This is a genomic window from Halorubrum sp. LN27 (assembly GCF_016635065.1).
Classification (GTDB): Archaea; Halobacteriota; Halobacteria; order Halobacteriales; family Haloferacaceae; genus Halorubrum; species Halorubrum salipaludis.
The window spans coordinates 2463983-2487238 of sequence record NZ_JAEPET010000001.1 but is presented as its reverse complement, the minus strand read 5'-3'; the positions used below and the strand labels follow the sequence as shown (position 1 = coordinate 2487238).

The following is a 23256-nucleotide window of genomic DNA, read 5'->3' as shown; positions in this document are numbered from 1 at the left end:
GATCGCCGGAGCGATTTTCTTCCCCCGGGCCGTAATCGGAGCCAACAGGGACTCCAAGCATGTACGTCCCCGAGGACCCCCCGGAGACCTGTCCCGCCTGCGGCGACCCGTACGCGTCGGTGTCGCGACACGACGACGGGTTCGTCGTCAACTTACTCGACAACGAGCGGTACCGACGCGTGTGTTTCCACCCGGTCGACCCGGACGCCGACCCGGGGGCCGCGTTCGACTGCTTCCACCACACGCACCGACAAGCCGGGAGCTCCGCGGGGGAGTGACGGGGGAGAAAATCGGCGTCGAAGGCCGAGCGCCCGGCGATCGATGACGCCGCGTTAGAACTCGTCGCCCTCGGTGATCGAGGTGTACGAGCCGATCAGCGCGCCGGAGAGGTCCACGTTCTCCAGGGTGACGCCCTCGTCGAGCACGGAGTTTCGGATCTTCGAGTCCGTGATCGTCGCGTCCGGGAAGACGACGGTGCGTTCGAGCGTCGAGTCGGTGACGGTCGCGCCCGACATGACGTGGACCACGTCGCCGAGCTCGGAGTTCTCGACGGTGGCGTCGTCGGCGACGAGCGTGCCGCCCTCCAGGGCGTACTCCACCGCGTCGAGGTAGCTGGCGGCGGTGCCGATGTCGAACCACGCGCCGTCGAAGGTGAACGCGTGGACCGCGCCGCGCTCTTGGAGCCACTGGAGGAACCAGCCCGGCTCGTCGGGGTTGTTCCCGTCTTCCAGGTACGTCGAGAGGTCCGGCAGCGTCTCGGCGGGGAACGCGTAGCAGGCGATGGAGACGAGCGTGCTCTTCGGATCGTCGGGCTTCTCTTGGAAGTTCACGACCTCGTCGCCGTCGAGCTCGACGAGCCCGTACGACTTGGCTCGCTCGCGGTCCTCGACGTCGTAGGCGGCCAGCGTCGGCGTCCCCTTCGACTCGAAGAAGTCGGCGAACTCGCCCAGATCGAAGCTGATCATGTTGTCGCCGGCGACGACGATCAGGTCGTCGTCGACGCCCTCGCGCTCGACGAGCTGGGCGAGCGCCCCGACGACGCCGAACTTCTCGTCCTCCTCGACGGTCTCCTCGACCGAGAGGGTCGGCTTCTCGAACGGGCTGTCGGCGATGTACTCCGCGAACGTGTCGGCGAAGCGCTCGTTCGTCGAGACGAACACCTCGTCGACGCGGTCGTCGGCCTCGAGGTCCTCGAAGATCTCGTCGATGACGGTGTTCTCGCCGACCGGCAGGAACATCTTCGGCCGGGTCTCGGTGATCGGCCAGAGCCTGGTCGCATACCCCCCAGCGAGTACGACTGCTTTCATACGGGTCTCGTCTCACCCCGGTGCCATACTTCTTGTGCTCCTGTCAACGGTCGAAAACCGGAGTGAAGTGGCGATCGCGACGATCGCTGGCGGGGGGCGCGACCCTACTCGCTCAGCCGGTCGGTGTCGATGGTGACGCCGGGCGGCGTGACGATCAGGAAGCCGCGGAAGTGCATCAGCTCGCCGCCCATGTCCTTGACCTCGCGCGCGAACCCCGCGGCCAGCTCGTTGAGGTCGCCGTCGACGGACAACACGAGGGTGTTCCCGTAGTCGACGCTGCGGACCCACTCGTCGGGGTCGGTCGTCCCGTCAAGGACGCCGAGGACGACGTCGCCGGCGGCCGCGAACGCCTCGTCCATCTGCTCTTCGGCGTCGCGTAGATCGAGGTCCCAGTCGCTCATACCTCAGGGTCGCGAGGCGGCGGCAAAAACGTTCGGACGCGTTCACGTCACCCCCGGCGGCCCGGCGGCACGAGAGCCGGGCCGGCCCGCCGCGGAACTCCCCTTCGCCGCCCGCCGATTTCCCCTCTCGGTGCGGTTAAGTGCGCTCCGACCGGATCGGCGGTATGGAACACACGCGACGGTCCCTGCTCGCGGGGGCCGCGGCGGCCGGCGTCGTCGGCGCGGCCGGCTGTCTCGGCGGCGGAAGCGGCGGCGGTGGCGGCGGAACCGGCGACGGAAGCAGCGACGGGGGCAGCGACGGCGATGACGGCCTCGACCTCGGCGGCGTCGACCTCGATCCCGGCCAGTACGACTGCGACCTGACCGAGCCGGAGGGCCCGGACCTCGGCTACCGGCCGACCCTCGGCGACCCCGACGCCGACGTGGTCGTGCAGGCGTTCGAGGACTTCACGTGTCCGCACTGCGCGACCTACAAGCTGGAGGAGTTCCCGACGGTCCGCGAGGAGTACGTCGATCCCGGCGAGGTCCGGTACGAGCAGTGGGACTTCCCGATCCCCGTCGACGAGCGGTGGGCGGTCCCCGTCGCCAGCGCGGCCCGCGGGGTCGGCGACCGGGAGGGAGACGAGGCGTACTTCGAGTTCTCGTCGGCCGTCTACGAATCGCAGGGGAGCTACAGCGGAGAGGCGATCGGCGCCGCCGCGGAGACCGCCGGCGCGGACCCCTGCGCGGCCATCGCCGACGCGCGGTTCGCGGCGTACGGGGAGGCCTCCGTGAGTGACCGGAGCGAGGGGGTGTCGATGGGGCTCAGGGGGACGCCGACGATCTTCGTGAACGGCGAGGCGGTCGACGGGGCCGACGCGGACGCCATCGCGGCGGCGATCGAGTCGGCGCTGTAGGCGGGCACACGCCGCGTCAGTCGCGGTTCGGCCCGAGCGTCGGCCTTTTGAGCGTCCGGCGCGTTTTATAAGTAGATGACGGGGGACGACCGCGGCGACCGGCGGCGGCTGGGCGCCGTCGTGCTCGCCGTGCTGATCTCGCAGGTGCTCCTGTACCCGGGGGTTCCGGACCTCGTGGTCGCGCTCGGCGCCCCCGCCGGCATCGACGCCGGGATGTGGTTCCTCGTCGCGGAGTTCGGCGCGTTCGTCTCCTTCGCGGTCGTCTGGGGCGCCGCCAGCGACGCGCTCGGGCGGCGGGCGCCGCTGATCGTCGCCGGCGCCGTCGGCGGCGCGGCCTCGTACGTCGCGCTCGCCGCGGTCCCCGAGCTCGCGTTCGGCTTCCGGGCGGCGCTCGCGGTCCGAGTCGTCGGCGGCGCGCTCACCATCGGCGCCTTCTCGCTGGCGATCACCTCGCTGATGGATCTGGAGGGCGGCAACGGCCGCAACATGGGGACCGCCGGCGTCGCGATCGGGCTCGGCGCGGCGGTCGGATCGGTCGTGGGCGGGACGCTCGCCGACATAAACGCCTTCTACCCCGTCTACGCCGGCGCCGCGGTGCTGGCGGGGTCGGGACTGATCGCGGCCACCGTCGACGACCGGGTCGTCGCCGGAGGGGAACGCCCCGAAGACGACGTGGGCTTCCGCGACGTGCTCGCCCGGGCGCGGACGACCCGGGGACTCATGGTCCCGCTCGCGTTCGGCTTCGTCGACCGACTCACGGCCGGCTTCTTCGCCCTGGTCGGCGTCTACTACTTCCAGGACCCCGAGACGTTCGGCCTCTCCGCCGGGGCGGCGGGCGCGACGCTCGCGCTGTTCTTCGTCCCCTTCGCGGTGTTACAGGCCCCGTTCGGCTCGCTGTCGGACCGGGTCGGGCGCTTCCTCCCGGTCGTGTTCGGCTCGGTCGCGTACGGGATCGTGACGATCGGTGTCGGCGCGGCGCCGATCTATCCCCTCGCGGCCGCGCTCATGGTGTTCGTCGGCGTCTGCGGCGCGCTGATGGCGCCGGCGACGATGGCGCTCGTCACGGATCTGGTCGAGCCGGAAGCCCGCGGCGCGGCGATGGGGCTGTTCAACGTGTTCGGCTCGCTCGGCTTCCTCGCCGGCTTCCTCATCGGCGGGAGCGCGACCGACGCGTTCGGCTACACGCCGGCGTTCCTCGCGGTCGGCGGCCTCGAACTCGCCATCGCGCTGGCGCTGTTCCCGGCCGTCAAAGCGATCGCGCCCGGCGGCGGCCTCCTCGGACTCGGCGGCGGGACCGGCCGGTCGCCGTCGGAGTGAGCCCGATCGCGAGCGGAAGGAGGGCCGTGCCACCCGGCCGAGTCGAGTCTTTTTAAGGCGCTCGCCCCCTCCGTACGGACGACAGATGGACCTCCTCGTGGTGGGCGCCGGCGAGATCGGCCGCTGGATCGCCGACACGGTGTCGGCCGACGAGTCGCCGGTCGACGCGACCGTCTCCTTCGCCGACAGGGACCCCGACGTGGCCGCCGACGCGGCCGCGCCGCGCGGCGCGGAGACGGTCCCGACCGACGGCGACACCGCCCACGACGCGGTGTGTCTCGCGGTGCCGATGTCGGCCGTCCCCGCCGCCGTCGAGGCGTACGCCCCCCGCGCGGAGCGGGCGATCCTCGACGTCTCCGGGGAGATGACCGACGCGGTCGCGGCGATGCGCGAGCACGCCCCGGGGCTCGAACGCGCGAGCTACCACCCGCTGTTCGCCCCGCCGCGCGTCCCCGGCAACGTCGCCGCGGTCGTCGACGAGGGCGGCCCGGTCGTCGAGGGGATCGCGGCGGCGATCGAGGCCGGCGGCAACGAGGTGTTCGAGACGACGCCCGCGGAGCACGACGACGCGATGGAGACGGTGCAGGCCGGCGCGCACGCGGCCGTGCTCGCGTGGCGGCTCGCGGGCGACGACGTGCGCGAGGAGTTCCACACCCCGGTCTCCGCCGCGCTCGACGACGTCGCCGACACCGTCACCGAGGGGTCGCCCGCGGTGTACGCCGAGATACAGCGCGCCTTCGACGGGGCCGACGACGTTGCCGCGGCGGCCCGCGAGATCGCCGACGCCGACCCGGAGGCGTTCGCCGACCTGTACGAGGCGGCCCGCGGCGACCGCGAGGAACGCGAGCGACACGAGTGAGCAGAGGCCGAGCGACACGAGTGAGCCGACCGACCACCCAGTGATTTCATGATAGACAGAGCAGCCGTCCGGAACAACGCCAACTACCTGCGCAACGTCAGACCGATCGACCCCGAGGAGATCGCGGAGTACATCGAGGGCGGCGCCCACCCCGCGGTCGTCCGCGAGACGCTCCGCGAGGAGGCGTTCGACCTCCGACTCCGCGAGCGCGAGGACGGCGCGTTCGAGCCGGTCCCCGACGAGCCCGTCGCGGCGCCCGGCTGGGCGCCGACGGCGTTCCCCGAGGAGTACTCGTTCGCCCTCGAAGACCTGCTCGTCCGCGAGTTCGGCGCGAACTGGCACCGCGGGGAGTCCGGCGCGGAGCTGCGCGAGGCCGTGCGCCGGCTGAAGGACGACTACCTCTACGGCAACGACGTAGCGTACGACCGCGTCGCGGCGCTCGGCTACGCGATCTACCACCTGCCGGCCTACTACGCGACGATCGGCTACGTCCTCGACGACCTCGTCGAGAACGCGCTGCTCGACCGGACCCTCCGCGTCCTCGACGTGGGGGCCGGGGTCGGCGGTCCCGCCCTGGGGCTCCACGACTACCTCCCCGACGACGCCGTCGTCGACTACCACGCCGTCGAACCGAGCGCGGCCGCCGACGTGCTCGACCACGTGCTCGGCGAGACCGGCCGGAACTTCCGGCCGACGATCCACGAGGCGACGGCCGAGTCGTTCCTCGGGACCGACGGCGGCGGCGGACCGGAGGGCGGGGACGCGGCGGCGCGCGACGCAGTCCCCGAGGAGTTCGATCTGGTCGTGTTCGGGAACGTCCTCTCGGAGCTCGACGACCCGGTGGCGGTCGTCGAGGCCGCGCTCGGCCGGCTCGCGGACGACGGGAGCGTCGTCGCGTTCGCGCCCGCCGACCGCAACACCGCCATGGGGCTCCGGGACGTGGAGCGCGCGGTCGCGACCCCCGAGAGCGGGGTGTCGGCGTACGCGCCCGCGCTCCGGCTCTGGCCGAACGCGACGCCCTCGGACGGCGGGTGGTCGTTCGACGTGGCCGACGATCTCGAGGTCCCGCCGTTCCAGCGCCGACTCGACGAGGCGGCCGAGCGCGGCTCCGGCGACGAACCGGGCGAGTTCGTCAACGTCGACGTGCAGTTCGCGTACGCAATCTTGCGCCCCGACGGAAAACGGCGGGTGGACGTTCAGGCGACCGCCGACCGCTGTGCGCGCATGGCCGACTCCGAGGACCACGTCACCGACCGCGTGAACTACCTCGCCGTGAAGCTGAGCCACGACCTGAGCGACGGCGACAACGCCCTCTACCGCGTCGGCGACGGCTCGCAGGCGGTCGACCACTACCTCGTCTGCACGCGAGAGACCGTCCTCAACGACGACCTTCGGGCGGCCGACTACGGCTCCGTGGTCTTCGTCGAGAACGGGCTCGTGCTCTGGAACGACGACGAGGGGGCGTACAACGTGGTCGTCGACGACGAGACGGTCGTTGACTTGGTCGCGCCCTGACCGGGCCGCGGCCCTCCGATCGCGGAGGAGCCTCGAACCGGGGTCACGGTCGACTGCTCGCGGTCAACCCGTTTCCGCCGACCTCGTCGCGGACGACGAGGTAAAGCGTCCAGACCACGACGCCGCCCAGAAGCGCGGCGATCGTCCACGCGAGCACGTGGCCGCTGTTTCGCTCCACCGCGTCGAGATAGATGATCAGGGAGGCGCACACCGCCGCGACGGCCGCCACCGCGGCGAGGAGGAGGACGACGATCAGTTCCGCGCCGCCGGGAACGCCGACTTGGAGGACGGAGGGCATCACTCCTCGTTTACCTAACAGAAATATAAAGATTACCTCCAGCGGACACGTTGTGGGGCCATCACCCCACCGGCTCGATCAGCTCCGGCGCGTCGACGCCCGGCGAGTTCACGCGCGTCGAGACCGGATACGCCGTCATCTCGTCGGCCGGATACGGGTCGAGCAGCGCGGCGGCCTCGTCGGGGTCGCCCCGGAGCCACGTCTCCTCTTCGCTCGGATCGAGGATCACCGCCATCCGGTGATGGAGGTCGTCGACGAGCGCGTTCGGCTCGGTCGTGACGATCGTGAACGTCTCTACGGGCCCGGTGTCGCCGTCCTCGCCGCCTTCGCCCGCGCCGCCGCCGAACGCGCCGAGCCCCGTCTGCGTCGTCTCCGGCTCGGGCGGCTCCCACCGCTCGTAGAGCCCCGCCATCGCGAACGGGCGGTCGTCCTCGAAGGCGACGCGGTAGGGGGTCTTCCCGGCGCCGCTGCCGGCGTCTCTATCGTCGCCTCGCCGTCCACCCTCGACCCACTCGTAGAACCCGTCCGCGGGGACGAGACACCGCCGCCGCTCGAAGGCGTCGGCGAAGCTCCGCTTCTCGCGGACCGTCTCCGCGCGGGCGTTGATGAGGTCGAACGACTCGTCGGCCCACGAGGGCGTGAGTCCCCACTCCATCCGCGTCGCGGCTGTCGGGTCCTCGTCGGCGATCACCGGGAGGTCCTGTCCGGGCGCGCAGTTGTAGCTCGGCTCGTGGTCGCCGAAATCGGCGTCGAACCGGGACTCGAGGTCGGCGGTGGAAGTGAAGAGGGTGTAACGGCCACACATCGATGGCGGCGATTGGCGCGGGAGACACTTAACTCCGCGACGGTCTGGCCGCATCTCCGAGCACGTCCCACCGGTCCGCGATGATCCCGTCGACGCCGGCGTCGAGGAGCCGCTCGGCGTCGGCGCGGTCGGCGACCGTCCACGCGTTCACGGCCAGACCGGCCTCGTTCGCGGGCGCCACGAACCCCGGCTCGGCCGCGAGGTCGATTTCGGGATGGATCGCGACGCAGTCCAACGCGACCGCGCGGTCGATCACCCGCTTCACGCGCTCGACCGTGCGGCCGCCGTCGACGTCTGCGTCGGCGACGAGCAGTGCCAAGTCCGCGTCGGGATCGAGCTCCCGCAGTGACTCCAAGACCCCCGGCCGGAACGACGAGAACCACACCTCTGCGTCCGCGCTGCGGGCGACGGCGAGGGCGTCGGCGGCGACGCTCGACTCCTTGATCTCGACGTTGACGGCGGTCCCGGCCGGGGCGGCGGCGAGCGCGTCGGCGAGCAGCGGGATCGGCTCCCCGGAGTCGAGCACGGTCAGCTCCCGGAGGTCGGACCACGCCGCGTCCGAGACAAGTCCGGTCCCCGCGGTCAGCCGATCGAGCTCCGCGTCGTGGAAGACGACGAGCTCCCCGGTCGCGCACCGGCGCACGTCGATCTCGACGGCGTCGACGTGCGGCGCGGCTCGCTCTATCGCGGCGACGGTGTTCTCCGGGTATTGGCCGGCGCAGCCGCGATGGCCGATCAGCGCCGCCGGTGGTCGCGTCATCGCCTCCTCGTCGGCGGCGGAGCGAGTTAACGGATCCCCTCGTGACGGGGCGTGGTACGCCAGCCGGACGGCGCCGCGCGGCCACGCACCCGCCGACTTTTTAGCCGCGCGTCGCCCGGAGACGGACATGCGCATCGAGAACAGCTTCATCCCGGTCGAGGGGGTCGGCGAGACGACCGAGCGGCGCCTCTGGGAGCGCGGCGTCACCACGTGGGAGGCGTTCGATCCCGCGGTCGACGTCGCCGGCGTCGGATCGACCACCGCCGACCGGATCGAGTCGTTCATCGCCGAGTCGCTGACGCGGCTCGACGACGGCGACGCCGCCTACTTCGACCGCGCCTTCCCGAGCGGGGAGCGCTGGCGGCTCTACGAGAACTTCCGCGAGGAGACCTGCTTCTTCGACATCGAGACGACCGGCCTCGACGAGCACCGCGACCAGGTGACGACGGTGAGCTTCCACCAAGACGGCGAGACGACGACGCTCGTCGCCGGCGAGGACCTGACCGCGCGGCGGCTCCGCGAGCGGTTCGCCGACGCGAGTCTGCTCGCGACGTTCAACGGGGCCCGCTTCGACGTGCCGTTCCTGGAGACCGCCTTCGATATCGAGATCGACACGCCGCACCTCGATCTCATGTACCCCTGCAAGCGGATCGGGCTCTCCGGCGGGCTAAAACCGATCGAGAAGGAGATCGGGATCGAGCGGGATCGCCCGGACATTTCGGGCCGCGACGCCGTCCGGCTCTGGCGGGAGTACGAGCGCGGCGACGACGACGCGCTCGATCGGCTCGTCTCGTACAACCGCGAGGACACGGAGAACCTCCGGACCCTCGCGGACGTCGTCACCGAGACGCTCCACGAGGACGTGTTCGTCGGCGGGACCGTCGAAGGATAGCGGCTGTCGCCCCGATAGCGGGCCTCTCGCGGCTACGTCGCTTCCGCGTCGGCATCGACGTCTTCGGTGTCGGAATCGGCCTCCGCAGCCTCCGCGTCGTCGGAATCGGCCTCCGCAGCCTCCGCGTCGTCGGAATCGGCCTCCGCAGCCTCCGCGTCGTCGGAATCGGCCTCCTCGGTATCGGACGGATCCGCATCTGACTCCGCGGGATCGGCACCTTCCCCGTCGGCCGCCGGCTCGGGAGCTGTCGCGTCCTCCTCGTCCGTTTCGTCCCCCGGCTCGGAGTCCGTGGTCTCGGAGTCCGTGGTCTCGGAGTCGGCCCGCTCATCGTCAGACCTCTCCGCGTCAGATTCCGGGTCGCTCGCGGCGTCGTCGGCCGATTCCTCGTCCTCGTCTTCCTCGGCGCTCTCACCCTCCTCAGCTTGGCCCGTTTCTTCGTCCGTGTCGTCGTCTTCGTCCGCCTCTTCGTCGGCGCCGTCGCCTTCGTTCGACTCTCTCGCCCCTTCGTCCCCACGGTCGCCTTCGTTCGATTCGTCCCTCTCGGTCTCCTGGACGAGTTTCATCTCGCCGCGGGCGCGGAGGGTCCCGTCGATCTGGGCGCCGTCGTGCACGACGAGGTCGCCGGCGGAGACGTCGCCGAGGACCCGCGCGCCGGCCTCGACCGTGACGGTTCCGCCGCGGGTGGTCACGTCGCCGTGGATCGTCGTGTCCGCGCCGACCGTGATCTCCTCGCGGGCGCGGAGGGAGCCGAACACCTCGTTCCGTTCGCCGACGCGGATCGACTCCGCGCGGAGGTTGCCGTGGAGCCGGCAGTCGTCGCCGACCGTCGCGGGGGTCGAGACGCGCCACGCGTCGTCGGAGATCTCGGCGCCCCGCGGAATCAGTAGGGGGTCGCGAACCTCCTCGCCGTCCGCGAGCGCCTCCGCGAGGTCGTCGGCCGCGTCGGTCTCGCCGAGCCGCAAGAGCTGAGAGAGGACGATGAAGTAGAAGACGAGGGTGGGGACGGGGTTCCGGATGACGATCCAGCCGTTCGCCTCGAACCCCTCCTCGATCGTCACGTCGTCGCCGATGTCGAGGTCGCCGGAGACCATCAGCCGGCCGGTGATGTGCACGCGCTCGCCGAGGTACGCGTCCTCGCCGACGAGGACGTTGCCGTCGACGGAACACCACGTGTCGAGCCGGCAGTCGCCCTCGGCCTCGATGTCGTTCTCGACGCTCACGCGCTCGCCCAGGGCGACGTTGCGCCCGCGGAGCCCGAACTCCACGGTCGACTGGCCGCCCACGAGCACGTCGCCGTCGGTGACGAGGTCGTGCTCCTCGACGGTCGTCCCGGACGGGACGGCGAGCTCCTCTACCGGACCGCCTCCCCTCAGCGACACACCGTGAACACTCCCTCCGCCCGTATAAACCGTGTGGGGTCGTCCGACGCCCGTCGGACGACTCCGGACGCTCCGTGGCCGCCGCGCCCGCACCGCTCCGCACGCTCCGTGTGCGGGGCGTTGCCGAACCGTCCCGGTGTCACTACCCTTTTCAGGCCGGCGCGGAAGGCTCAGACATGGGATTCGGATCGTACGACGAGAGCGAGCAGAAGGACCAGGACGTGGACACCGACGACGACGGCGCCGTGAACGTCCACGAGAACGACCACGACGGCGAGGTCTCCATCGAGGGCGGCGCGTCGACCGACGATCTGGTCGGGCGTCTCTCGGAGATGAAAGACGACGCGGACGACGAGTAACCCCCTGCGCAACGCGAGAACCGTCTTCGAGTCGATCGCCGCCGTATCGCATCCCCGCCGTGTCACGCCCCTTTTATCCGGTCGCGACCTACCGACTTCCATGAGCACCGACCTGACGTTCACCGACGACGGCGTCGACGTCGTCTACGAGGGTACCGAGTTCGAACTCGACAAGGACCTGATCGAAGAGGCGACCGGAAAGGGGTACCGCGACGTCACCGACCACGAGGTCTTACAGATCGTCGCGGAAGAGCCCGACCTCGACGGCGAACCCGTGCGGATCGGCGACGTGTTGTAGGCCGCCCTGGGGGCTGTTGGCGATCCGACCGGTGTGCGATCCGGTGACGATGCGGTACGATTTTACGATCCGACGGGGTTGACCGAGTATGGACCCGAGCGACGCCGTCTCCGCGCTCGTCGGCTCGAAGCTCAAGATCGCGCTCCTCGGACTGCTCGTCGTCGGCGGGGCCGTCGGCGGGGCGTTCGCCCTCGGGATACTCGGCGTGCCGAGCGTCGCCGCCGTCGACAACACGTTCGGGAACGTGACGAACGAGACCACGGAGATCGAGACGGATCTGGTCGTTTCGAACCCCAATCCCGTCGGCGTCGGCCTCGACGGCGTCTCGGTGAACTACACGGTCTCGATGAACGACATCGAGATGGCGCAGGGCGGCCGAGAGGGCGTTCGCGTCGGCACCGGAAACTCAACGCTGGCGCTGGAAACGCAGCTGCGGAACGACGGGATTCCGCCGTGGTGGGTGAGCCACGTCCGCAACGGCGAGCGCACGACGCTCGACATCGACGCGACGGCGACCTCGGACCGCCTCGGACGGGGCGTCGACTTCTCGCGGAGCCGCGAGATCGAGACGGACCTCCTCGGCGCGTTCAACTCCGACGAGACGCGGCCGGTGAACGCCGACAGCCCGCTGGCGAGCGACCCCGTCCTCTACGTCAACGAGACGCGCGGCGAGTGGGGGAGCGTCAGCGAGTCGGAGACGCCGATCGACATGGCGTTTACCGTGTACAACCCGAACTTCGAGCCGTACGCGGTCACCGAGATCGGCTACGACATCACGATGAACGGGGTGGAGATGGGCTCGGGCCAGACCGAGGAGGGGTACGTGATCCCCTCCGAGAGCACCGAGACGATCGAGTTCACCACCGCGCTCCAGAACCGCCACCTCGACGACTGGTGGGTCACCCACCTCGACGAGGACGTTCGCGGCCACCAGGTGACGGGCCTCCGCATCGAGTTCTACGCCGTGATCGAGTTCCCGAGCGGCGAGGAAGTCACCGTTCCCCTCGACTCGCTCACCTACGAGGAGACGATCGAGACGGACATCTTCGGCGAGGGCGAGGACGTGCGAGACGGGAGCGACTCGTCGGACGACGGCTCCGACTCCGGGGACGACGGCGACGAAACCGACGATACGTCCGACGGCGGCGACGAAACCGACGACGGCGACGGGAGCACCGAAAACGACACCGACGACGGGTCGGGCGACGGAACGGAAAACGAGACCGACGACGGCGACGATGACGACGGCGTGTTGCCGCTGTGAGCCGGTTCGTTACCGATTGACGGCGACACCGGGGATGCGCGTGACCCAGTCCGAAATCTCGGCGTCGTGGACGCTGTCACCCCCGCAGAAGACGCGGTCGATCTCGACCGAGCCGTCGACGATCCGCGCGTCGAGCTGCCAGTCGTACTGGTCCGCGGCCGCGATCTCGACGCGGAGTTCGCGCCGACGCTGACGACCGCGAGCGCGTGATCGGGGTCGCGAATCCCCTCCGCGTCGAGCTCGATGTCGAACTCCTTCGTCTGTGCGCTGCCGCCGTGGACCGGTTGCTTCGGGGCCATACTGGCGGCTGGTCGTCTGGAGGGGTTTAGCCTGACCCGCGGGGTTCCGGCCGGTTCCGGACGGTCGTGAGCCGCGAACCGTCCGCGAGGTAGACCGTTCCAGATGTTTCCAGATGGTTGACCTCGACGAGGGACCCCGCTTCGGCTCCCGCGCTACCCGATGTCGCCCGTCCCCGGGCTCTTGCTCACAAAGACGCCGGCACATCACGAGATACGTCCACGAACCATGCGTTCCGAACGCGTGGTGTCCGTCGCTATTGGCCCCACAACGCGACGAGATGACTGGTAACGAAACCGTGTCGCACCCACCGAGTACGCAGTGAAAGTCCACCGCGTCACATAGAGGGTGATGCCGGTTCAGAGACTCCCACCGGTTGCGGATGTTCAGCCGATACACCGCGTATCTCGAAGCGTGTGCCTCCAGCGTCGCTCTCCCTGACCGAGACATCCCAGCCGTGGGCGTCGGTAATACGCTTAATAATCGTTAGACCCATACCCGTCCCGCCGTCGGTCGAGTATCCGGCCTCGAACACGGACTCCCGCTCATCGGCGGGAATACCCGGACCGTCGTCCGCGACGTAGAACCCCCCGCCGTCTTCGAGTCCTCCGACCTCGATTCGAACGGAGCCCGATCCGTGCTCCACAGCGTTACGAAAGAGGTTCTCGAAGACGTGTCGCAGGCGCTCGTCGTCGGCCCGGATAGTCAAGTCGGTCCTCACATTGAGGGTAGCGTTACCGCTCTCGACGGTCTCCCAGCTTTCCGCTGCGACCGACTGGATCTCGACATCTGAGACTTCTTCGACGATCTTGCCTTGGCTGGCAAGCGTCAGGGTATCTTCGATGATCGCCTCCATTCGGTCCAGCGAACGCTCGATAGACTGGATCGTGTCCGTTTCACCGCTATGGTCGTCTTCTAACATGGAGACCCGACCTTTGGCCACCTGAAGCGGGTTTTGTAGGTCGTGGCTGACGATGGAAGCGAACTCCTCCAGCCGAGAGTTTTCGCGCTGGAGATTCTGCTGGGCGCGTTCGCGTTCGAGTTCGTACCCGATCCACTGAGCGAGGACCTTTACGGCAGATCGCTGAGATTCGAGGATGGGATCATCGCGTGATTCCGTGTCGGCGAAACAGAGCGTTCCCCAGACCTCCCCGTCGACCATTACCTTCGCACCGAGGTAACACCGGAGACCGAACCGCTGATAGGCGGGATCGTCTTCCCAGCCCTCTTCCGGTGCATCTCGAAAGACGACCGGCCCGTCGGCCTCGACGGTCTTCCGGCAGTAGGTCCGCTCCAGCGGGTCGGTCTCTCCCTGCTGGATGAGGTCGTGATCTCCGGTCGCGGCCCGGATCTCCTGGGTTCCCTCATCGATCCGAGTGAGATAGCCGATGGAGTAGCCGAAGTACTCTGCACCGATTTCGAGCGTGCGGTCGATCCGCTCTCCGAGCGAGTGGTCTTGGTCGGTGGTCACGTCATAGAGCCGCGTAAGAGCGGTCGCGGTCCGTTCGAGTTGGATTTCGAGCTGACTACGCTCGGTCACATCGCGCTGGATGCTGACGAACTCCTTGACCTCCCCGTCATCGGTGATTGGGGCGATCGTCTGGTGAGCACAGTAGTGTTCACCGTCCTTGCGTTCGTTGATAATCTCTTCCTCCCAGGTCTCACCAGAGAGGATGGTGTCCCACAGTCGCTCGTAGTACTGATCGCTTTGCTCACCCGAATTGAGGATGTCCGGTGTCCTGCCGAGTACTTCTTCCGTTGAGTACCCGGTCACTCGCTCGAAAGCCGGGTTCACGTATCTGATGGTACCGTCGGTACTGGTTATCAGGATCGCGTCGGCAGCGTGTTCCAGCGCCTGTTCGGCCCGTTCGAGGCGATTCAAGGCCTTCCGGCCGCGGTAGCTCGCGACGGCGTTTTCGATACGGTTTGCGAGCAATTCGTACTGTTCGGTGCCGGTCCGCTTGCGGAGATAATCGGTCACGCCAGCCGAGATCGCCTCGCTTGCGATCTTCTCAGATCCTTCTCCGGTAAACAGAATAAACGGCTGTGTTGAATCGCCATACAGCGGCAGGGTAGGTCGCTAAATCAAAGGCGTTGAAGCGGGAAGATTCGGTTGCCTATGACACAAATCTCCCGCTTCATTGGGGAAGTTGTGCCGGTTGCTCAAAGAGTTACTGGCGATGGAGGCGAATCCGCCGCCCCGGAAGGCGGCGGCGGATTCGCCGACTACGCACTCGTTTCCCTCCACTGTCTGCGAATTTACCTCGACACATCCTATCGGATGACGATCGACCTACTCAAAGAGATGCCACAAATAATCGGGGAGATCGGCCTTGATGCGGCCGATCTCCCCGTGCCGTCTACGTTGTGTAAAGCGTTCGACCGGATTAGTATGAGCGTCTGTCGAGTGCTGCTGCGCCAGTCGGCGCAGCTGCACGATCTCTCCGAACACGCCGCGATCGACGCCACGTTCTACGAACGCTCAGCAGCGAGCCGCCACTACTGCCAGCGAATCAGCTACCACGTTCAGAAGCTGAAAGTCACGAAACTCGTCGATACAGCGTCTCAAGCTGTCCTTGACGTTCACTGCTCAACCAACCGAGAAGGAAGTGACGCAGATCTCGCTGAGCAGATCGCCCGCCGGAACGCGGGCGATCTGCGGTCTCTCGCTGCTGATAAGGGCTACGACAAGCAATCGCTCCGCGAAGGATTACGCGATCTCGGGATCAGACCGCTGATCAAACACCGCATCTTCGCACCGTACGACCACGCACACAACGCCAGAATCGACGATAACCGCTACAACCAGCGCTCTATGACCGAAACCGTGAACTCGGCTGTCAAGCGCTCGCTCGGCTTCGCCGTGCGAGCGCGGTCGTGGTTCCGCGAGTTCCGTGAGATCGCTCTGATGTGTATGGTCTACAACATCAAGCGCTTCGTCAAACAGTGAATCTCTACGCCTTACAGCGATTCAACACAGCCGAATAAACGGAAGAGTCGGATACCGCTCACGAACGGCCTCGAAAAGCTCCAATCCGTTCATTTCGTCCATCTTGTAATCGCTGACTACGCAGTTGATCGGCTCCTCCGCTAACACGTCGAGGGCCACCTCTGGACGCTGTACCGTCCGCACCTCAAGATCCGGTTCTTCGAGGGCGTCTTCGAGGTAGTCGCTAGTCAGATTCAGGATGCCTTTGTTGTCGTCGACGTGTAACACTGTAATAGTCGTCATCCTGTCTGAGTTCGTATGTCTCTTGACCGTATATGATGACGCACAGATTCTAAGTGTCTGAAAAGAGCTGGATCGAATAGCAATATACCTCAGCCGCGACGAGAGTCCACTACTGTGGGTTTACTACCTGATTTGTGTACTGTTCTGGATAACGGTCAGTTCAGAACCATATTGCTGCACCTCCTAAACTACCAGTAGATCAACAAAAACTCCCACAATAACTCGACGAATATCCCGAATCAGAGCTGTTCCGGACGCGGTCCGATCCGGCAACCCCAACGAAGTAGTACCGCTTCGACCCGCCGCGATACTCGACGTCGACGAGGGTGTAGTGCTCCAGCTTCGGCAGGTGGTTCTCGCGGAGATACCGCAGCGCCGTGATCGCCCGGCGCGCGTCACCTTCGAAGCGGCGCGCGGTGCGTGCGAGTACGTCTTCGTCGACGGCATCGGCGCCGAGCGCGTCACGGGCGCGGCGGGAGAGGATCTCCGTGATCGTGTCCTCGCCGGTGGCGTCAATCGCACGCGGTAGGCGACGCTGATCCGTGAGGTGGTGCGCTCGTCGAGGTCGGCGAGGAGATCGACCTCGCGGTTCGCGATGCCGATCCACGAGAGCCCGCTGATCTCGTGGAGATCGGAGAGTACCTGCGTCTCGCGCAGCTGGTCGTCCTCGTCGGCGAGCTCGTCGGGAAGGTTCCCGTTCTCCTCGGCGACTCGGAGCTGGTTCGCGACGGAACTCGCGTGATCGAGATCGTCGTCGCTCACGCGGACGCACCCCCGTCGGTGTCGGCGCCCGTGTCGTCGGGCGTGTACTTGTGCCCGCCGTCAGCGGTCCCGATCGTGAACTGGTCGGGCCGGTTCGGACATCTGACCAGGTGACCGTACTCGAGCTCGCCGTTGATACTCCGGGTGCAGCGCGCGCCGCAGGTGTCACAGAAGCACTCGCGGTCCTTCTCGGCGGTGAACGAACCGGAGTGACCGAGGCTCACGCACCGACACCCCCGTCGACGGAGGTGTTTTTAGTCGAATAGATACCTCTCGGTAGCGATAAGATAGAGTCAAGATAGGAATGGGGCCGGAGGGATTTGAACCCCCGCCGCTCACGGCCCATACGGGCCGTTCGCGGGTTCAACCTCCCTCAACCCTGACGGGTTTCGGTCGGCCCTCCGTCCCCACTCTCCAGTTCTTCAAACTGTCGTGTGAGGCCGCAGGGGAACGGACTGATATCTCCTGTCGGCCTCGGACGACCCAACCAGCGGACGGGTGAACGGAGACACCGAACAATGAAACCCATCTCCGAACGCGACCCGTCAGAAGAACTCACACCCAGAGCCGCACGCAGGCAGTTCTTGAACGTCAAACAGAAGAACGTTAAGGCGTCCTCCTACCGGGCCTACAAGTACCCCACCAAACACTTCGTCCAATTCTGCGAGAACCAAGGCATCGAATCGGTCGGTGAAATCAACTCCTACGTGATGGAGACGTGGGTACAGAAGCGGGAGTCCGAGGACATATCCCCCGCAACGGCCCACCAGTCGGTCAAACTCGCCCGTGTGTTCATCAAATGGTGCGAGAACTCCGGTCTCATCGAGCCGGGCGTCTACGACCGAACCCGCGTCCCAAACGTAGACGAGACCGATATGGTCAGTTACGAGACCGTCCCGGCTCACCGAGCCAACCAGATACTCGACTACCTCTCCACCTACGAGTACGCCACCAGACAGCACGCGCTGTTCCGGTTGATGTGGGACACCGCCTGCCGAGCCTCCGGGGCCGTTAGCCTCGACCTCGAAGACCTCCACCGGGACGAAGAGGGAGACCCCGCGCTTGACTTCATAGACCGGAAGCAGAAGGGGACTTCCCTCAAAAACAATTCTAAAAGCGAGCGACGAATCCAACTGACGGACTCTCTCTACGACCTGCTCCACGAATACATCAACCTCCGTCGGGACGATGTGACCGACGAATACGGCAGGAACCCGCTCTTCACAACGGCCCACGGACGGCTCACCCGCCAGCGGGCCTACAAGAACGTCGTCGCCTACACACGGCCCTGCGTCTACTCAGGGGAGTGTCCCGCCGGGAAAGACATAGAGACCTGTGAGTTCACGAAAAAGAAGCGGGCTATGTCCTGCCCGGAGAACACGTCGCTCCACCCGGTGCGGCGAGGCTCCATCACCCACCACATCAACAAGGGCATCCCGAAGGAGATTATATCAGAGCGCGTAGATGTATCTGTCGAGGTATTGGAAAAGCACTACGACGCCCGAACAAAGGAGGACGCCCTCAAGAGAAGGAAAGAATACCGAGACCTACTGTAACCCAGAAGGGGACTTCCATAATCTATCTGAAAGGTATAAGATAGCGGGTCTCGTGTAGAACAGTATGGCGCTCAAACCTTCCCCGATGCAGGCCGTTCTGGTTCAGGAAGCCGTGGTCGAGACCATCAAGGAGCGCGACCTCGGCAAGCACGAAGAAGAGTTGATGCAGGACTTCTGTAACGATATCGACCTCTACCTCGTCGGCGTCAGCATCTAAAACAGTCATTCTGCGGAAAATAAATCAACAAGTAATTCCAAATAGCGGATAGCCTGTCTGATATGACCCACTCCCACTTTTCGGACGTGCCTCCCGACCTCATTGATAACCTTAAGGAATACTTTGAGATTTCTATTGGTTGTCGGAGACCTTCTGGTTCAGAGCAATCAGAGGCGTCAAAACGGTGGATTGGGTATGTGGTGTCCGATGAAGAGTATGGCCGCGTAGACTTTGTGAAGATGCTGAAGTACCCGATTGAATTTGGCACAAAGAGCAGTCTTTGGTATAATGGTATCTTCATTGATTCCGATAATCCGAAATTGGCTATACTTCGGGCGGAACTGACTATCTTTGAAATGCTATCTAATCGAACTGGTGTCGTCGATGGACCGTATATTCCGATGTTGCGGTATGAAATGCGAGTGAATCGGGAACTGTTTGAGCAAGGAGAATTTCGCTATGCGCTTCTCAGACAACACACGCTGTTTGAAACCGTCTTCCGTTTGAAAGCAGGATTAGGTCAAGAAAAGTGGAGGTGGACTGTTGAATCCGTCTACCGTGGTGAGAACCTGATTAGCAAACGTATGTATGAAGATTTTGAAGAATTTAATGATATGAGGAATAATTTGGCGCACAATTGGTTCTATCATCTATCCGATTCTGATGAGAGTGTTCGTGAAATCACTAAGATGGGGTTGAATCTCATTTCACGTTTGCTAATAAACGAACTTTCAGATATATTTGAAACATATACTAATAGGCATCCATCTCATAGGCTATATTCCAAACTGGAACAGCGAGATACTTGCGCAATATCATCTAATGCGAATATTAGTGTCAGAATCAGATGTGAAAAGTGCGAGGAAAAATTCAATCCACAGAATCACCACAAAAGGTGCCCTCATTGCTACTCTCCCCATCAACATTGGCGAGAATAAGATAACAAAAGGGTCCGATTAGCCGCAGGCCGACCAACCGCAGTCCATACACGTCGGGCACCCGCCGACAATCTGGATATTCAGGGACCGACACTCTCGGCACTCGGAAGCGAAGCCGCCCATTACTCCTCGCCTTCCCGTCGCTCAGGAACCACCTTGTCCAGAACCGCCGCGAGCCGACCCTGCCGAAGCGAGAGGGCCATAAAGAACCCGAGCAAGAGCGCCACTTCCGGGGGTGTCCCGTCGAGACCCGGAATCATCGGAGCCTCCGACCGAGACTAATCAGCGTACCGAACTGGAGAGCCACACCCAGCAGGAACCCCAGCCGCCAGTAGTGGAGTTCGCCACGGTGGCCCTCTGGGTCAGGGTGGATGTGCGGAAGCAGGCCCACCGAGAATCCGTTACCGACGGCGTGGAGTTCGCCGTAAGTGAAGTGTTCGAGACCGACGATGTTGGTGTCAAACACGTTGTCGTCTTCGGTCGGCATTATTCAGCAGGCTCCTCTTCTTCCGGCTCGCCTTTCGCTTCAGCCTGCCGGATGGCCTCGTGACCGATATCCTCGCCCGAGACCACGTCCCAGATATAAGAGATGGCCTTTTCGAGCGCCGCCAACTGAATCTGTACGTCAGGAGCGTCCTTCGCGGCCTCTTCTTCGTACTCGGTGATAGCGTCAAGGACGTGTATTTTCCGAGTGTCGGAGACGAGGTCGCGGTCGAGGACACCAGCGCCAGCGTCAGAGACCTTCACTTCTTTCACGCCAGCACGGGTGACCGATTCATCAACTTCTACCCGGTCAACCATCGGGTCGATTTCACCGCTGTAATCCGGGGGAACCAGAAGCACGTATTCGATTTTAGCCATTATCCAATCACCGAAAGGGGGAAGTGAACGAGGATGCCGTCTTCGCCGGAGTTACCCGAATGACCACCGTTGTTCGTAGAGCCGGGACTACCACCAGACACATCTGACGAGTCAGGAAGGTCGCCGTCGCTGATGACAATGATTACACCGCCACCGCCGCCGCCACCGCCGCCGCCATCGCCAGCGTTGTTGTGGACGCCCGAGTTCCCGCCGTTTCCACCACGGGTGAACACAGACACGGCCCCGGAGATGGTTTCTGCGAGAAGGATGATTAGGCCACCGGCACCGGCACCACCACCACCATCCTTTCCGTGGGAGTTACTGCCAGTCGGCCCGTTTCCGCCGCTCCCACCGTTTCCACCACGGCCACCGAAGGAGCCACCGCCACCGCCACCGGCTCCAGCACCAGCCGGATTATTGTTGTTGTTGTTACTGTCTCGGCCACCGTCGCCACCAGCGGAACCGCCGCCCGAAAGCATTTTCGCCATCGGGGTTTTTGTCACGTAGCCGCCCGACACAAGCCAGTCCTCAAGCCACACGTTGAGCATATCCACTTCAACGATGGACTCATTGGACACACCGCCGCTCCCGTTGTCGTTGTATTCACCGCCGTTCTGTGCGCCAAGTGCCCCGGTTTCAATCATCGGGTCAGTCCGGGCGACAATAGCGGGCGGGAGAGCAGAGGAGACACGGTTGCTACTTCCCGAGTTACCATTTCCGTTGGTACTCCCGCCGTTCTGACCGTCGGCACGGATTGTTCCGGTTCCGTCGATGTTCTTGGCGAGAATGAAGGCACTACCACCACCGTCGCCACCGTTACCACCGCCACCGTTTGAACCCGAACCAACACGCCGCGTCACGGTTAGCGTACCGTTGACAGTCAGCGTGTCGGCAACCTGAAGAACGGCACCCAGAGGGGCCGTAACGGTCGTACCAGACTCGATGACGAGGTTCTGGTAACTCGCAAAGCGGTCGAGTGTCGTGTTCGAGGAGATAGTAACATCTCCGTTGATTCCAATTCCGTAGTTAATGTTGCTCATATATTAGTTATCTCCGAGAGAGCCGAGTCTGCATATAGTGCGTTCGCTCGTGTTGGTACTTCTCCGTCTTGCTGTCCCCCGTGTCACCGGGAGGCATCGTCCACCGACGGTAGAACGAATTGAGCGAAGGCTGGTTCGAGACGTTGGTGCGTGCCAACCGGACGCGGATATCCGGGTTTGAATCGGCGGGAACTGCCGCTGAAATGTCTCCGTGGTTGTCGATACCGGAGACCAGAACCGAGCCGTCTTCGTCCAGCACGTCAACCAAGACGCTCTCACCGTCTTCGTTCCGGTCGAACCGAACAATATCCCAACTAACAATCCGCTCGTCGGCTTCAGGGAACGAGACGACCGCCTCGCCGTATTCCCGTGCGCCCTCGTGGATGTTGTCGATGTATAGGGAGCGAGCGTACCCGGACGAGGACGTGTCGCTGGTGAACGTAATCTCGGAAGTTCCCGAGACCGTGTTCTCCATCGGGTAGGCCGTTAGTTCCTCAACACCGTTCACGAACAGGGTGAACGTCCCAGCGTCGTAGTCCACGTCGAACACGAAGTCGTAGTTCGAGTCTGGCGTCCACGAGGCAAACAGTTCAGAGTTATCGTGGAGGGTGACGTTCCCACCACCGTCGTTGAACGTAACCTCGAACCAGCGCGTCCCACTCGGGCCTTCGAGCCGGAGGTGGGCCGCGTCGTTGATGTTCGCCGTGTCCGTGTCAACGCGGAGCCGGGCCTCGATGTTCTGGGCCACGGGTGCTTCTCGGGATAGCACAGCAGAAGCGGCGTTCGCGCTTGATTCAACGTGTCCTTCTGACCCGACAAGGGCCGGGGCGGTCGTCCACTCCCAAGCGTCGTCGTTCGGGCCAACTCCGTTGTTGAAGTCCGCGACCACTACCTCATCAATGAGTTTGATGTGGCCGTTGTCGTTGAGTTCTGTTCGGGGAACAGGCTCGTGAGCAATCTTCGCCCCGGTAGCGGCGAAGGACTCGTACTTCTGGTAGCCGACGGCGGGCTGGGCCTCGAACTTCTCCCCGTCGGAGATGTAGAGGAGGTTAGAAGTGGTCTTGTACCACGACACCGCTTCCGTGTAGTTGCCGGGCGTCTCGGGCTGGGCGAACTTGAAGCCGCCCAGTTGCTCGGCGTCGAGTCCATCCACCTTGTCCGCGTTCACCACCGTCCCGTCGTTCTCGGGGTCGAGGGTGTTCAGGTGGTCGATGGTGTGCGTTACGTCTTTGATGAGATTGTCGAACAGGAAGTTCGCCCACTCGGCGGGAAGCGGCTCGTCCTTAACGAAGGCCCAGCCGTCCTTCCACTCAACGCCGGGGTCTCCCCACGACTTTAGAAGTGTCTCGTATGCCATTTATTGAATCAGTCCTCCGAAGGTGCCGCCGGAGTCGGCGGGGTCGCCATTTTCATCGAGCGTTCCGAATCCCCTATTGGGGTCAGTCTGCCCACTCTCGTACTCTTCAACGGACACAGGCCGGAAGGAGCCGTTATACTGAATCTCGACGTTCTTCCCGGCGGGATTCAGTTTGTCGGCTATCAGCGGCAGGTCAGCGGGGTCGAGAACAGAATCTTCGACCCGGTGTGAGGGAACGAGGAAAGCGACAGTCGAGGGTTCGTCGTAGAGGTATCTCCAGTCCTGATACCAGAGTTCGTCTACGTCCCCCCTCAGGATGCTGGAGAGCAATATAAAGATATCGCTGATAGTACCCTCGGCGGTGAGGGACTGAAACTCCATCAGAACCCGCGCACGGTACTTATCAAGGCTCTCTCCATCGCGGCGGGAAGCCCCGACCACGTCGGCAATTCGATTTATGGAAGAGGCCTTCTCCGCATCCTGAAGCGTCATCGCCTTATCGACGGTCTCGATATCGGCGTCGAGCCGGTCGATGGCCTCGGCGGCGGCCCACAGCAGGTCGTAGTTCCCCGAGGACTCGTCCTTCGGCATAAACGCCGGAAGGGCCGTTGTCAGTTCCTCGATAGTGGGATACTCGTCAGACATA

General features: G+C 64.7%; 29 protein-coding genes and 1 pseudogene. 14 read left to right on the top strand and 16 right to left on the bottom strand.

The window, feature by feature from the left end; all coding sequences use genetic code 11:
• The first annotated feature begins 59 nt into the window (after positions 1-59).
• Positions 60-278 carry a hypothetical protein gene (locus JIN95_RS12240; RefSeq protein WP_095635983.1) on the top strand — a complete coding sequence of 73 codons (219 nt, stop codon included), beginning with the start codon at positions 60-62 and terminating at the stop codon, positions 276-278.
• A gap of 54 nt (positions 279-332) precedes the next feature.
• Here JIN95_RS12240 and JIN95_RS12235 read toward each other — a convergent pair whose 3' ends face one another.
• Both JIN95_RS12235 and JIN95_RS12230 read right to left on the bottom strand, forming a co-directional pair.
• Positions 333-1307: an NDP-sugar synthase gene (locus tag JIN95_RS12235; RefSeq protein WP_095635984.1), complete on the bottom strand. Its 975-nt coding sequence runs from the start codon at positions 1305-1307 to the stop codon at positions 333-335.
• Between the two features lie 107 nt (positions 1308-1414).
• Positions 1415-1708: pseudogene (locus JIN95_RS12230) on the bottom strand (DUF5779 family protein); the annotation flags it as partial.
• A gap of 164 nt (positions 1709-1872) precedes the next feature.
• Here JIN95_RS12230 and JIN95_RS12225 point away from each other — a divergent pair.
• The 4 genes from JIN95_RS12225 (at position 1873) to JIN95_RS12210 (ending at position 6295) form a co-directional block, all read left to right on the top strand.
• Entirely contained in the window at positions 1873-2604 is a 732-nt protein-coding gene (locus JIN95_RS12225) for a thioredoxin domain-containing protein (RefSeq protein ID WP_200531658.1), read from the top strand.
• 75 nt (positions 2605-2679) lie between these two features.
• Positions 2680-3921, top strand: coding sequence for an MFS transporter (locus tag JIN95_RS12220; RefSeq protein WP_200531657.1), 1242 nt, complete (start codon positions 2680-2682; stop codon positions 3919-3921).
• An 85-nt stretch (positions 3922-4006) separates the two neighbouring features.
• Complete coding sequence (locus JIN95_RS12215) at positions 4007-4780, top strand: NAD(P)-binding domain-containing protein (RefSeq protein WP_200531656.1); 774 nt, start codon at positions 4007-4009, stop codon at positions 4778-4780.
• A gap of 48 nt (positions 4781-4828) precedes the next feature.
• Positions 4829-6295, top strand: coding sequence for a class I SAM-dependent methyltransferase (locus tag JIN95_RS12210; protein ID WP_200531655.1), 1467 nt, complete (start codon positions 4829-4831; stop codon positions 6293-6295).
• A 43-nt stretch (positions 6296-6338) separates the two neighbouring features.
• On the opposite strand, the gene JIN95_RS12205 is transcribed toward JIN95_RS12210, so the two are convergent.
• The 3 genes from JIN95_RS12205 to JIN95_RS12195 all read right to left on the bottom strand — a co-directional run bounded on the left by JIN95_RS12205 (position 6339) and on the right by JIN95_RS12195 (position 8158).
• Complete coding sequence (locus tag JIN95_RS12205) at positions 6339-6593, bottom strand: hypothetical protein (RefSeq protein ID WP_095635990.1); 255 nt, start codon at positions 6591-6593, stop codon at positions 6339-6341.
• A 61-nt stretch (positions 6594-6654) separates the two neighbouring features.
• Positions 6655-7398, bottom strand: a complete 744-nt coding sequence (locus JIN95_RS12200) for an SOS response-associated peptidase (protein ID WP_200531654.1) — start codon at positions 7396-7398, stop codon at positions 6655-6657.
• Between the two features lie 28 nt (positions 7399-7426).
• Positions 7427-8158, bottom strand: coding sequence for a glycerophosphodiester phosphodiesterase (locus JIN95_RS12195; protein WP_200531653.1), 732 nt, complete (start codon positions 8156-8158; stop codon positions 7427-7429).
• 127 nt (positions 8159-8285) lie between these two features.
• On the opposite strand from JIN95_RS12195, the gene JIN95_RS12190 reads away from it, so the two are divergent.
• The gene (locus tag JIN95_RS12190; protein WP_200531652.1) at positions 8286-9050 is read left to right on the top strand and encodes a ribonuclease H-like domain-containing protein; all 765 of its coding nucleotides are present in this window, start codon (positions 8286-8288) and stop codon (positions 9048-9050) included.
• A gap of 32 nt (positions 9051-9082) precedes the next feature.
• Here the strand turns inward: JIN95_RS12190 and JIN95_RS12185 are convergent, their stop codons facing one another.
• The gene (locus JIN95_RS12185; protein WP_200531651.1) at positions 9083-10429 is read right to left on the bottom strand and encodes a polymer-forming cytoskeletal protein; all 1347 of its coding nucleotides are present in this window, start codon (positions 10427-10429) and stop codon (positions 9083-9085) included.
• Between the two features lie 176 nt (positions 10430-10605).
• On the opposite strand from JIN95_RS12185, the gene JIN95_RS12180 reads away from it, so the two are divergent.
• The 4 genes from JIN95_RS12180 to JIN95_RS12165 all read left to right on the top strand — a co-directional run bounded on the left by JIN95_RS12180 (position 10606) and on the right by JIN95_RS12165 (position 12560).
• Complete coding sequence (locus JIN95_RS12180) at positions 10606-10788, top strand: DUF5786 family protein (protein ID WP_095635995.1); 183 nt, start codon at positions 10606-10608, stop codon at positions 10786-10788.
• Positions 10789-10888: 100 nt separating this feature from the next.
• Positions 10889-11086 (top strand): DUF5800 family protein, encoded by a 198-nt coding sequence (locus tag JIN95_RS12175; RefSeq protein ID WP_050026971.1) that lies wholly within the window; start codon positions 10889-10891, stop codon positions 11084-11086.
• Positions 11087-11174: 88 nt separating this feature from the next.
• Entirely contained in the window at positions 11175-12350 is a 1176-nt protein-coding gene (locus JIN95_RS12170; protein ID WP_200531650.1) for an LEA type 2 family protein, read from the top strand.
• 66 nt (positions 12351-12416) lie between these two features.
• Positions 12417-12560 (top strand): hypothetical protein, encoded by a 144-nt coding sequence (locus JIN95_RS12165; RefSeq protein WP_200531649.1) that lies wholly within the window; start codon positions 12417-12419, stop codon positions 12558-12560.
• A gap of 424 nt (positions 12561-12984) precedes the next feature.
• On the opposite strand, the gene JIN95_RS12160 is transcribed toward JIN95_RS12165, so the two are convergent.
• Positions 12985-14628, bottom strand: coding sequence for a PAS domain S-box protein (locus tag JIN95_RS12160; protein WP_200531648.1), 1644 nt, complete (start codon positions 14626-14628; stop codon positions 12985-12987).
• Positions 14629-14766: 138 nt separating this feature from the next.
• Between JIN95_RS12160 and JIN95_RS12155 the strand changes: the two genes are divergently transcribed.
• The gene (locus JIN95_RS12155) at positions 14767-15597 is read left to right on the top strand and encodes an IS5 family transposase (protein ID WP_200530903.1); all 831 of its coding nucleotides are present in this window, start codon (positions 14767-14769) and stop codon (positions 15595-15597) included.
• A gap of 21 nt (positions 15598-15618) precedes the next feature.
• Here JIN95_RS12155 and JIN95_RS12150 read toward each other — a convergent pair whose 3' ends face one another.
• The 3 genes from JIN95_RS12150 to JIN95_RS12140 all read right to left on the bottom strand — a co-directional run bounded on the left by JIN95_RS12150 (position 15619) and on the right by JIN95_RS12140 (position 16865).
• Positions 15619-15864: a response regulator gene (locus tag JIN95_RS12150; protein ID WP_200531647.1), complete on the bottom strand. Its 246-nt coding sequence runs from the start codon at positions 15862-15864 to the stop codon at positions 15619-15621.
• A 198-nt stretch (positions 15865-16062) separates the two neighbouring features.
• Complete coding sequence (locus JIN95_RS12145) at positions 16063-16641, bottom strand: hypothetical protein (RefSeq protein ID WP_321169265.1); 579 nt, start codon at positions 16639-16641, stop codon at positions 16063-16065.
• Positions 16638-16865, bottom strand: coding sequence for a hypothetical protein (locus tag JIN95_RS12140; RefSeq protein ID WP_200531646.1), 228 nt, complete (start codon positions 16863-16865; stop codon positions 16638-16640). Before JIN95_RS12140 ends, JIN95_RS12145 begins: the two co-directional genes overlap by 4 nt.
• Positions 16866-17159: 294 nt before the next feature.
• Between JIN95_RS12140 and JIN95_RS12135 the strand changes: the two genes are divergently transcribed.
• From JIN95_RS12135 to JIN95_RS12125, 3 genes are all read left to right on the top strand, one after another.
• Entirely contained in the window at positions 17160-18197 is a 1038-nt protein-coding gene (locus JIN95_RS12135; protein ID WP_200531645.1) for a site-specific integrase, read from the top strand.
• A 64-nt stretch (positions 18198-18261) separates the two neighbouring features.
• Entirely contained in the window at positions 18262-18414 is a 153-nt protein-coding gene (locus tag JIN95_RS12130) for a hypothetical protein (protein ID WP_200531644.1), read from the top strand.
• Between the two features lie 200 nt (positions 18415-18614).
• Positions 18615-19352, top strand: a complete 738-nt coding sequence (locus tag JIN95_RS12125) for a hypothetical protein (RefSeq protein WP_200531643.1) — start codon at positions 18615-18617, stop codon at positions 19350-19352.
• A 122-nt stretch (positions 19353-19474) separates the two neighbouring features.
• On the opposite strand, the gene JIN95_RS12120 is transcribed toward JIN95_RS12125, so the two are convergent.
• The 6 genes from JIN95_RS12120 to JIN95_RS12095 are packed head-to-tail and all read right to left on the bottom strand — an operon-like array spanning position 19475 to position 23255.
• Positions 19475-19612 carry a hypothetical protein gene (locus JIN95_RS12120; RefSeq protein ID WP_200531642.1) on the bottom strand — a complete coding sequence of 46 codons (138 nt, stop codon included), beginning with the start codon at positions 19610-19612 and terminating at the stop codon, positions 19475-19477.
• Positions 19609-19839: a hypothetical protein gene (locus tag JIN95_RS12115; RefSeq protein WP_200531641.1), complete on the bottom strand. Its 231-nt coding sequence runs from the start codon at positions 19837-19839 to the stop codon at positions 19609-19611. Before JIN95_RS12115 ends, JIN95_RS12120 begins: the two co-directional genes overlap by 4 nt.
• On the bottom strand, positions 19839-20213 hold the full coding sequence (locus JIN95_RS12110) for a hypothetical protein (protein WP_200531640.1): 375 nt from the start codon (positions 20211-20213) through the stop codon (positions 19839-19841). The genes JIN95_RS12115 and JIN95_RS12110 overlap by 1 nt, the downstream gene beginning before the upstream one ends.
• Positions 20213-21253: a hypothetical protein gene (locus JIN95_RS12105; protein ID WP_200531639.1), complete on the bottom strand. Its 1041-nt coding sequence runs from the start codon at positions 21251-21253 to the stop codon at positions 20213-20215. Before JIN95_RS12105 ends, JIN95_RS12110 begins: the two co-directional genes overlap by 1 nt.
• A gap of 7 nt (positions 21254-21260) precedes the next feature.
• The gene (locus JIN95_RS12100) at positions 21261-22610 is read right to left on the bottom strand and encodes a hypothetical protein (protein ID WP_200531638.1); all 1350 of its coding nucleotides are present in this window, start codon (positions 22608-22610) and stop codon (positions 21261-21263) included.
• Positions 22611-23255: a hypothetical protein gene (locus tag JIN95_RS12095; protein WP_200531637.1), complete on the bottom strand. Its 645-nt coding sequence runs from the start codon at positions 23253-23255 to the stop codon at positions 22611-22613.
• Position 23256: the final 1 nt, after the last annotated feature.

Bases quoted from the DNA above. Each gene is read 5' to 3' on its own strand.
- JIN95_RS12095 (WP_200531637.1), bottom strand. From the start codon at position 23,255: ATGTCTGACGAGTATCCCACTATCGAGGAACTGACAACGGCCCTTCCG.
- JIN95_RS12200 (WP_200531654.1), bottom strand. From the start codon at position 7,398: ATGTGTGGCCGTTACACCCTCTTCACTTCCACCGCCGACCTCGAGTCC.
- JIN95_RS12100 (WP_200531638.1), bottom strand. From the start codon at position 22,610: ATGGCATACGAGACACTTCTAAAGTCGTGGGGAGACCCCGGCGTTGAG.
- JIN95_RS12105 (WP_200531639.1), bottom strand. From the start codon at position 21,253: ATGAGCAACATTAACTACGGAATTGGAATCAACGGAGATGTTACTATC.
- JIN95_RS12210 (WP_200531655.1), top strand. From the start codon at position 4,829: ATGATAGACAGAGCAGCCGTCCGGAACAACGCCAACTACCTGCGCAAC.
- JIN95_RS12235 (WP_095635984.1), bottom strand. From the start codon at position 1,307: ATGAAAGCAGTCGTACTCGCTGGGGGGTATGCGACCAGGCTCTGGCCG.
- JIN95_RS12225 (WP_200531658.1), top strand. From the start codon at position 1,873: ATGGAACACACGCGACGGTCCCTGCTCGCGGGGGCCGCGGCGGCCGGC.
- JIN95_RS12240 (WP_095635983.1), top strand. From the start codon at position 60: ATGTACGTCCCCGAGGACCCCCCGGAGACCTGTCCCGCCTGCGGCGAC.
- JIN95_RS12115 (WP_200531641.1), bottom strand. From the start codon at position 19,839: ATGCCGACCGAAGACGACAACGTGTTTGACACCAACATCGTCGGTCTC.
- JIN95_RS12190 (WP_200531652.1), top strand. From the start codon at position 8,286: ATGCGCATCGAGAACAGCTTCATCCCGGTCGAGGGGGTCGGCGAGACG.
- JIN95_RS12220 (WP_200531657.1), top strand. From the start codon at position 2,680: ATGACGGGGGACGACCGCGGCGACCGGCGGCGGCTGGGCGCCGTCGTG.
- JIN95_RS12110 (WP_200531640.1), bottom strand. From the start codon at position 20,213: ATGGCTAAAATCGAATACGTGCTTCTGGTTCCCCCGGATTACAGCGGT.
- JIN95_RS12130 (WP_200531644.1), top strand. From the start codon at position 18,262: ATGGCGCTCAAACCTTCCCCGATGCAGGCCGTTCTGGTTCAGGAAGCC.
- JIN95_RS12195 (WP_200531653.1), bottom strand. From the start codon at position 8,158: ATGACGCGACCACCGGCGGCGCTGATCGGCCATCGCGGCTGCGCCGGC.
- JIN95_RS12135 (WP_200531645.1), top strand. From the start codon at position 17,160: ATGAAACCCATCTCCGAACGCGACCCGTCAGAAGAACTCACACCCAGA.
- JIN95_RS12180 (WP_095635995.1), top strand. From the start codon at position 10,606: ATGGGATTCGGATCGTACGACGAGAGCGAGCAGAAGGACCAGGACGTG.
- JIN95_RS12170 (WP_200531650.1), top strand. From the start codon at position 11,175: ATGGACCCGAGCGACGCCGTCTCCGCGCTCGTCGGCTCGAAGCTCAAG.
- JIN95_RS12120 (WP_200531642.1), bottom strand. From the start codon at position 19,612: ATGATTCCGGGTCTCGACGGGACACCCCCGGAAGTGGCGCTCTTGCTC.
- JIN95_RS12215 (WP_200531656.1), top strand. From the start codon at position 4,007: ATGGACCTCCTCGTGGTGGGCGCCGGCGAGATCGGCCGCTGGATCGCC.
- JIN95_RS12175 (WP_050026971.1), top strand. From the start codon at position 10,889: ATGAGCACCGACCTGACGTTCACCGACGACGGCGTCGACGTCGTCTAC.
- JIN95_RS12205 (WP_095635990.1), bottom strand. From the start codon at position 6,593: ATGCCCTCCGTCCTCCAAGTCGGCGTTCCCGGCGGCGCGGAACTGATC.
- JIN95_RS12155 (WP_200530903.1), top strand. From the start codon at position 14,767: ATGACACAAATCTCCCGCTTCATTGGGGAAGTTGTGCCGGTTGCTCAA.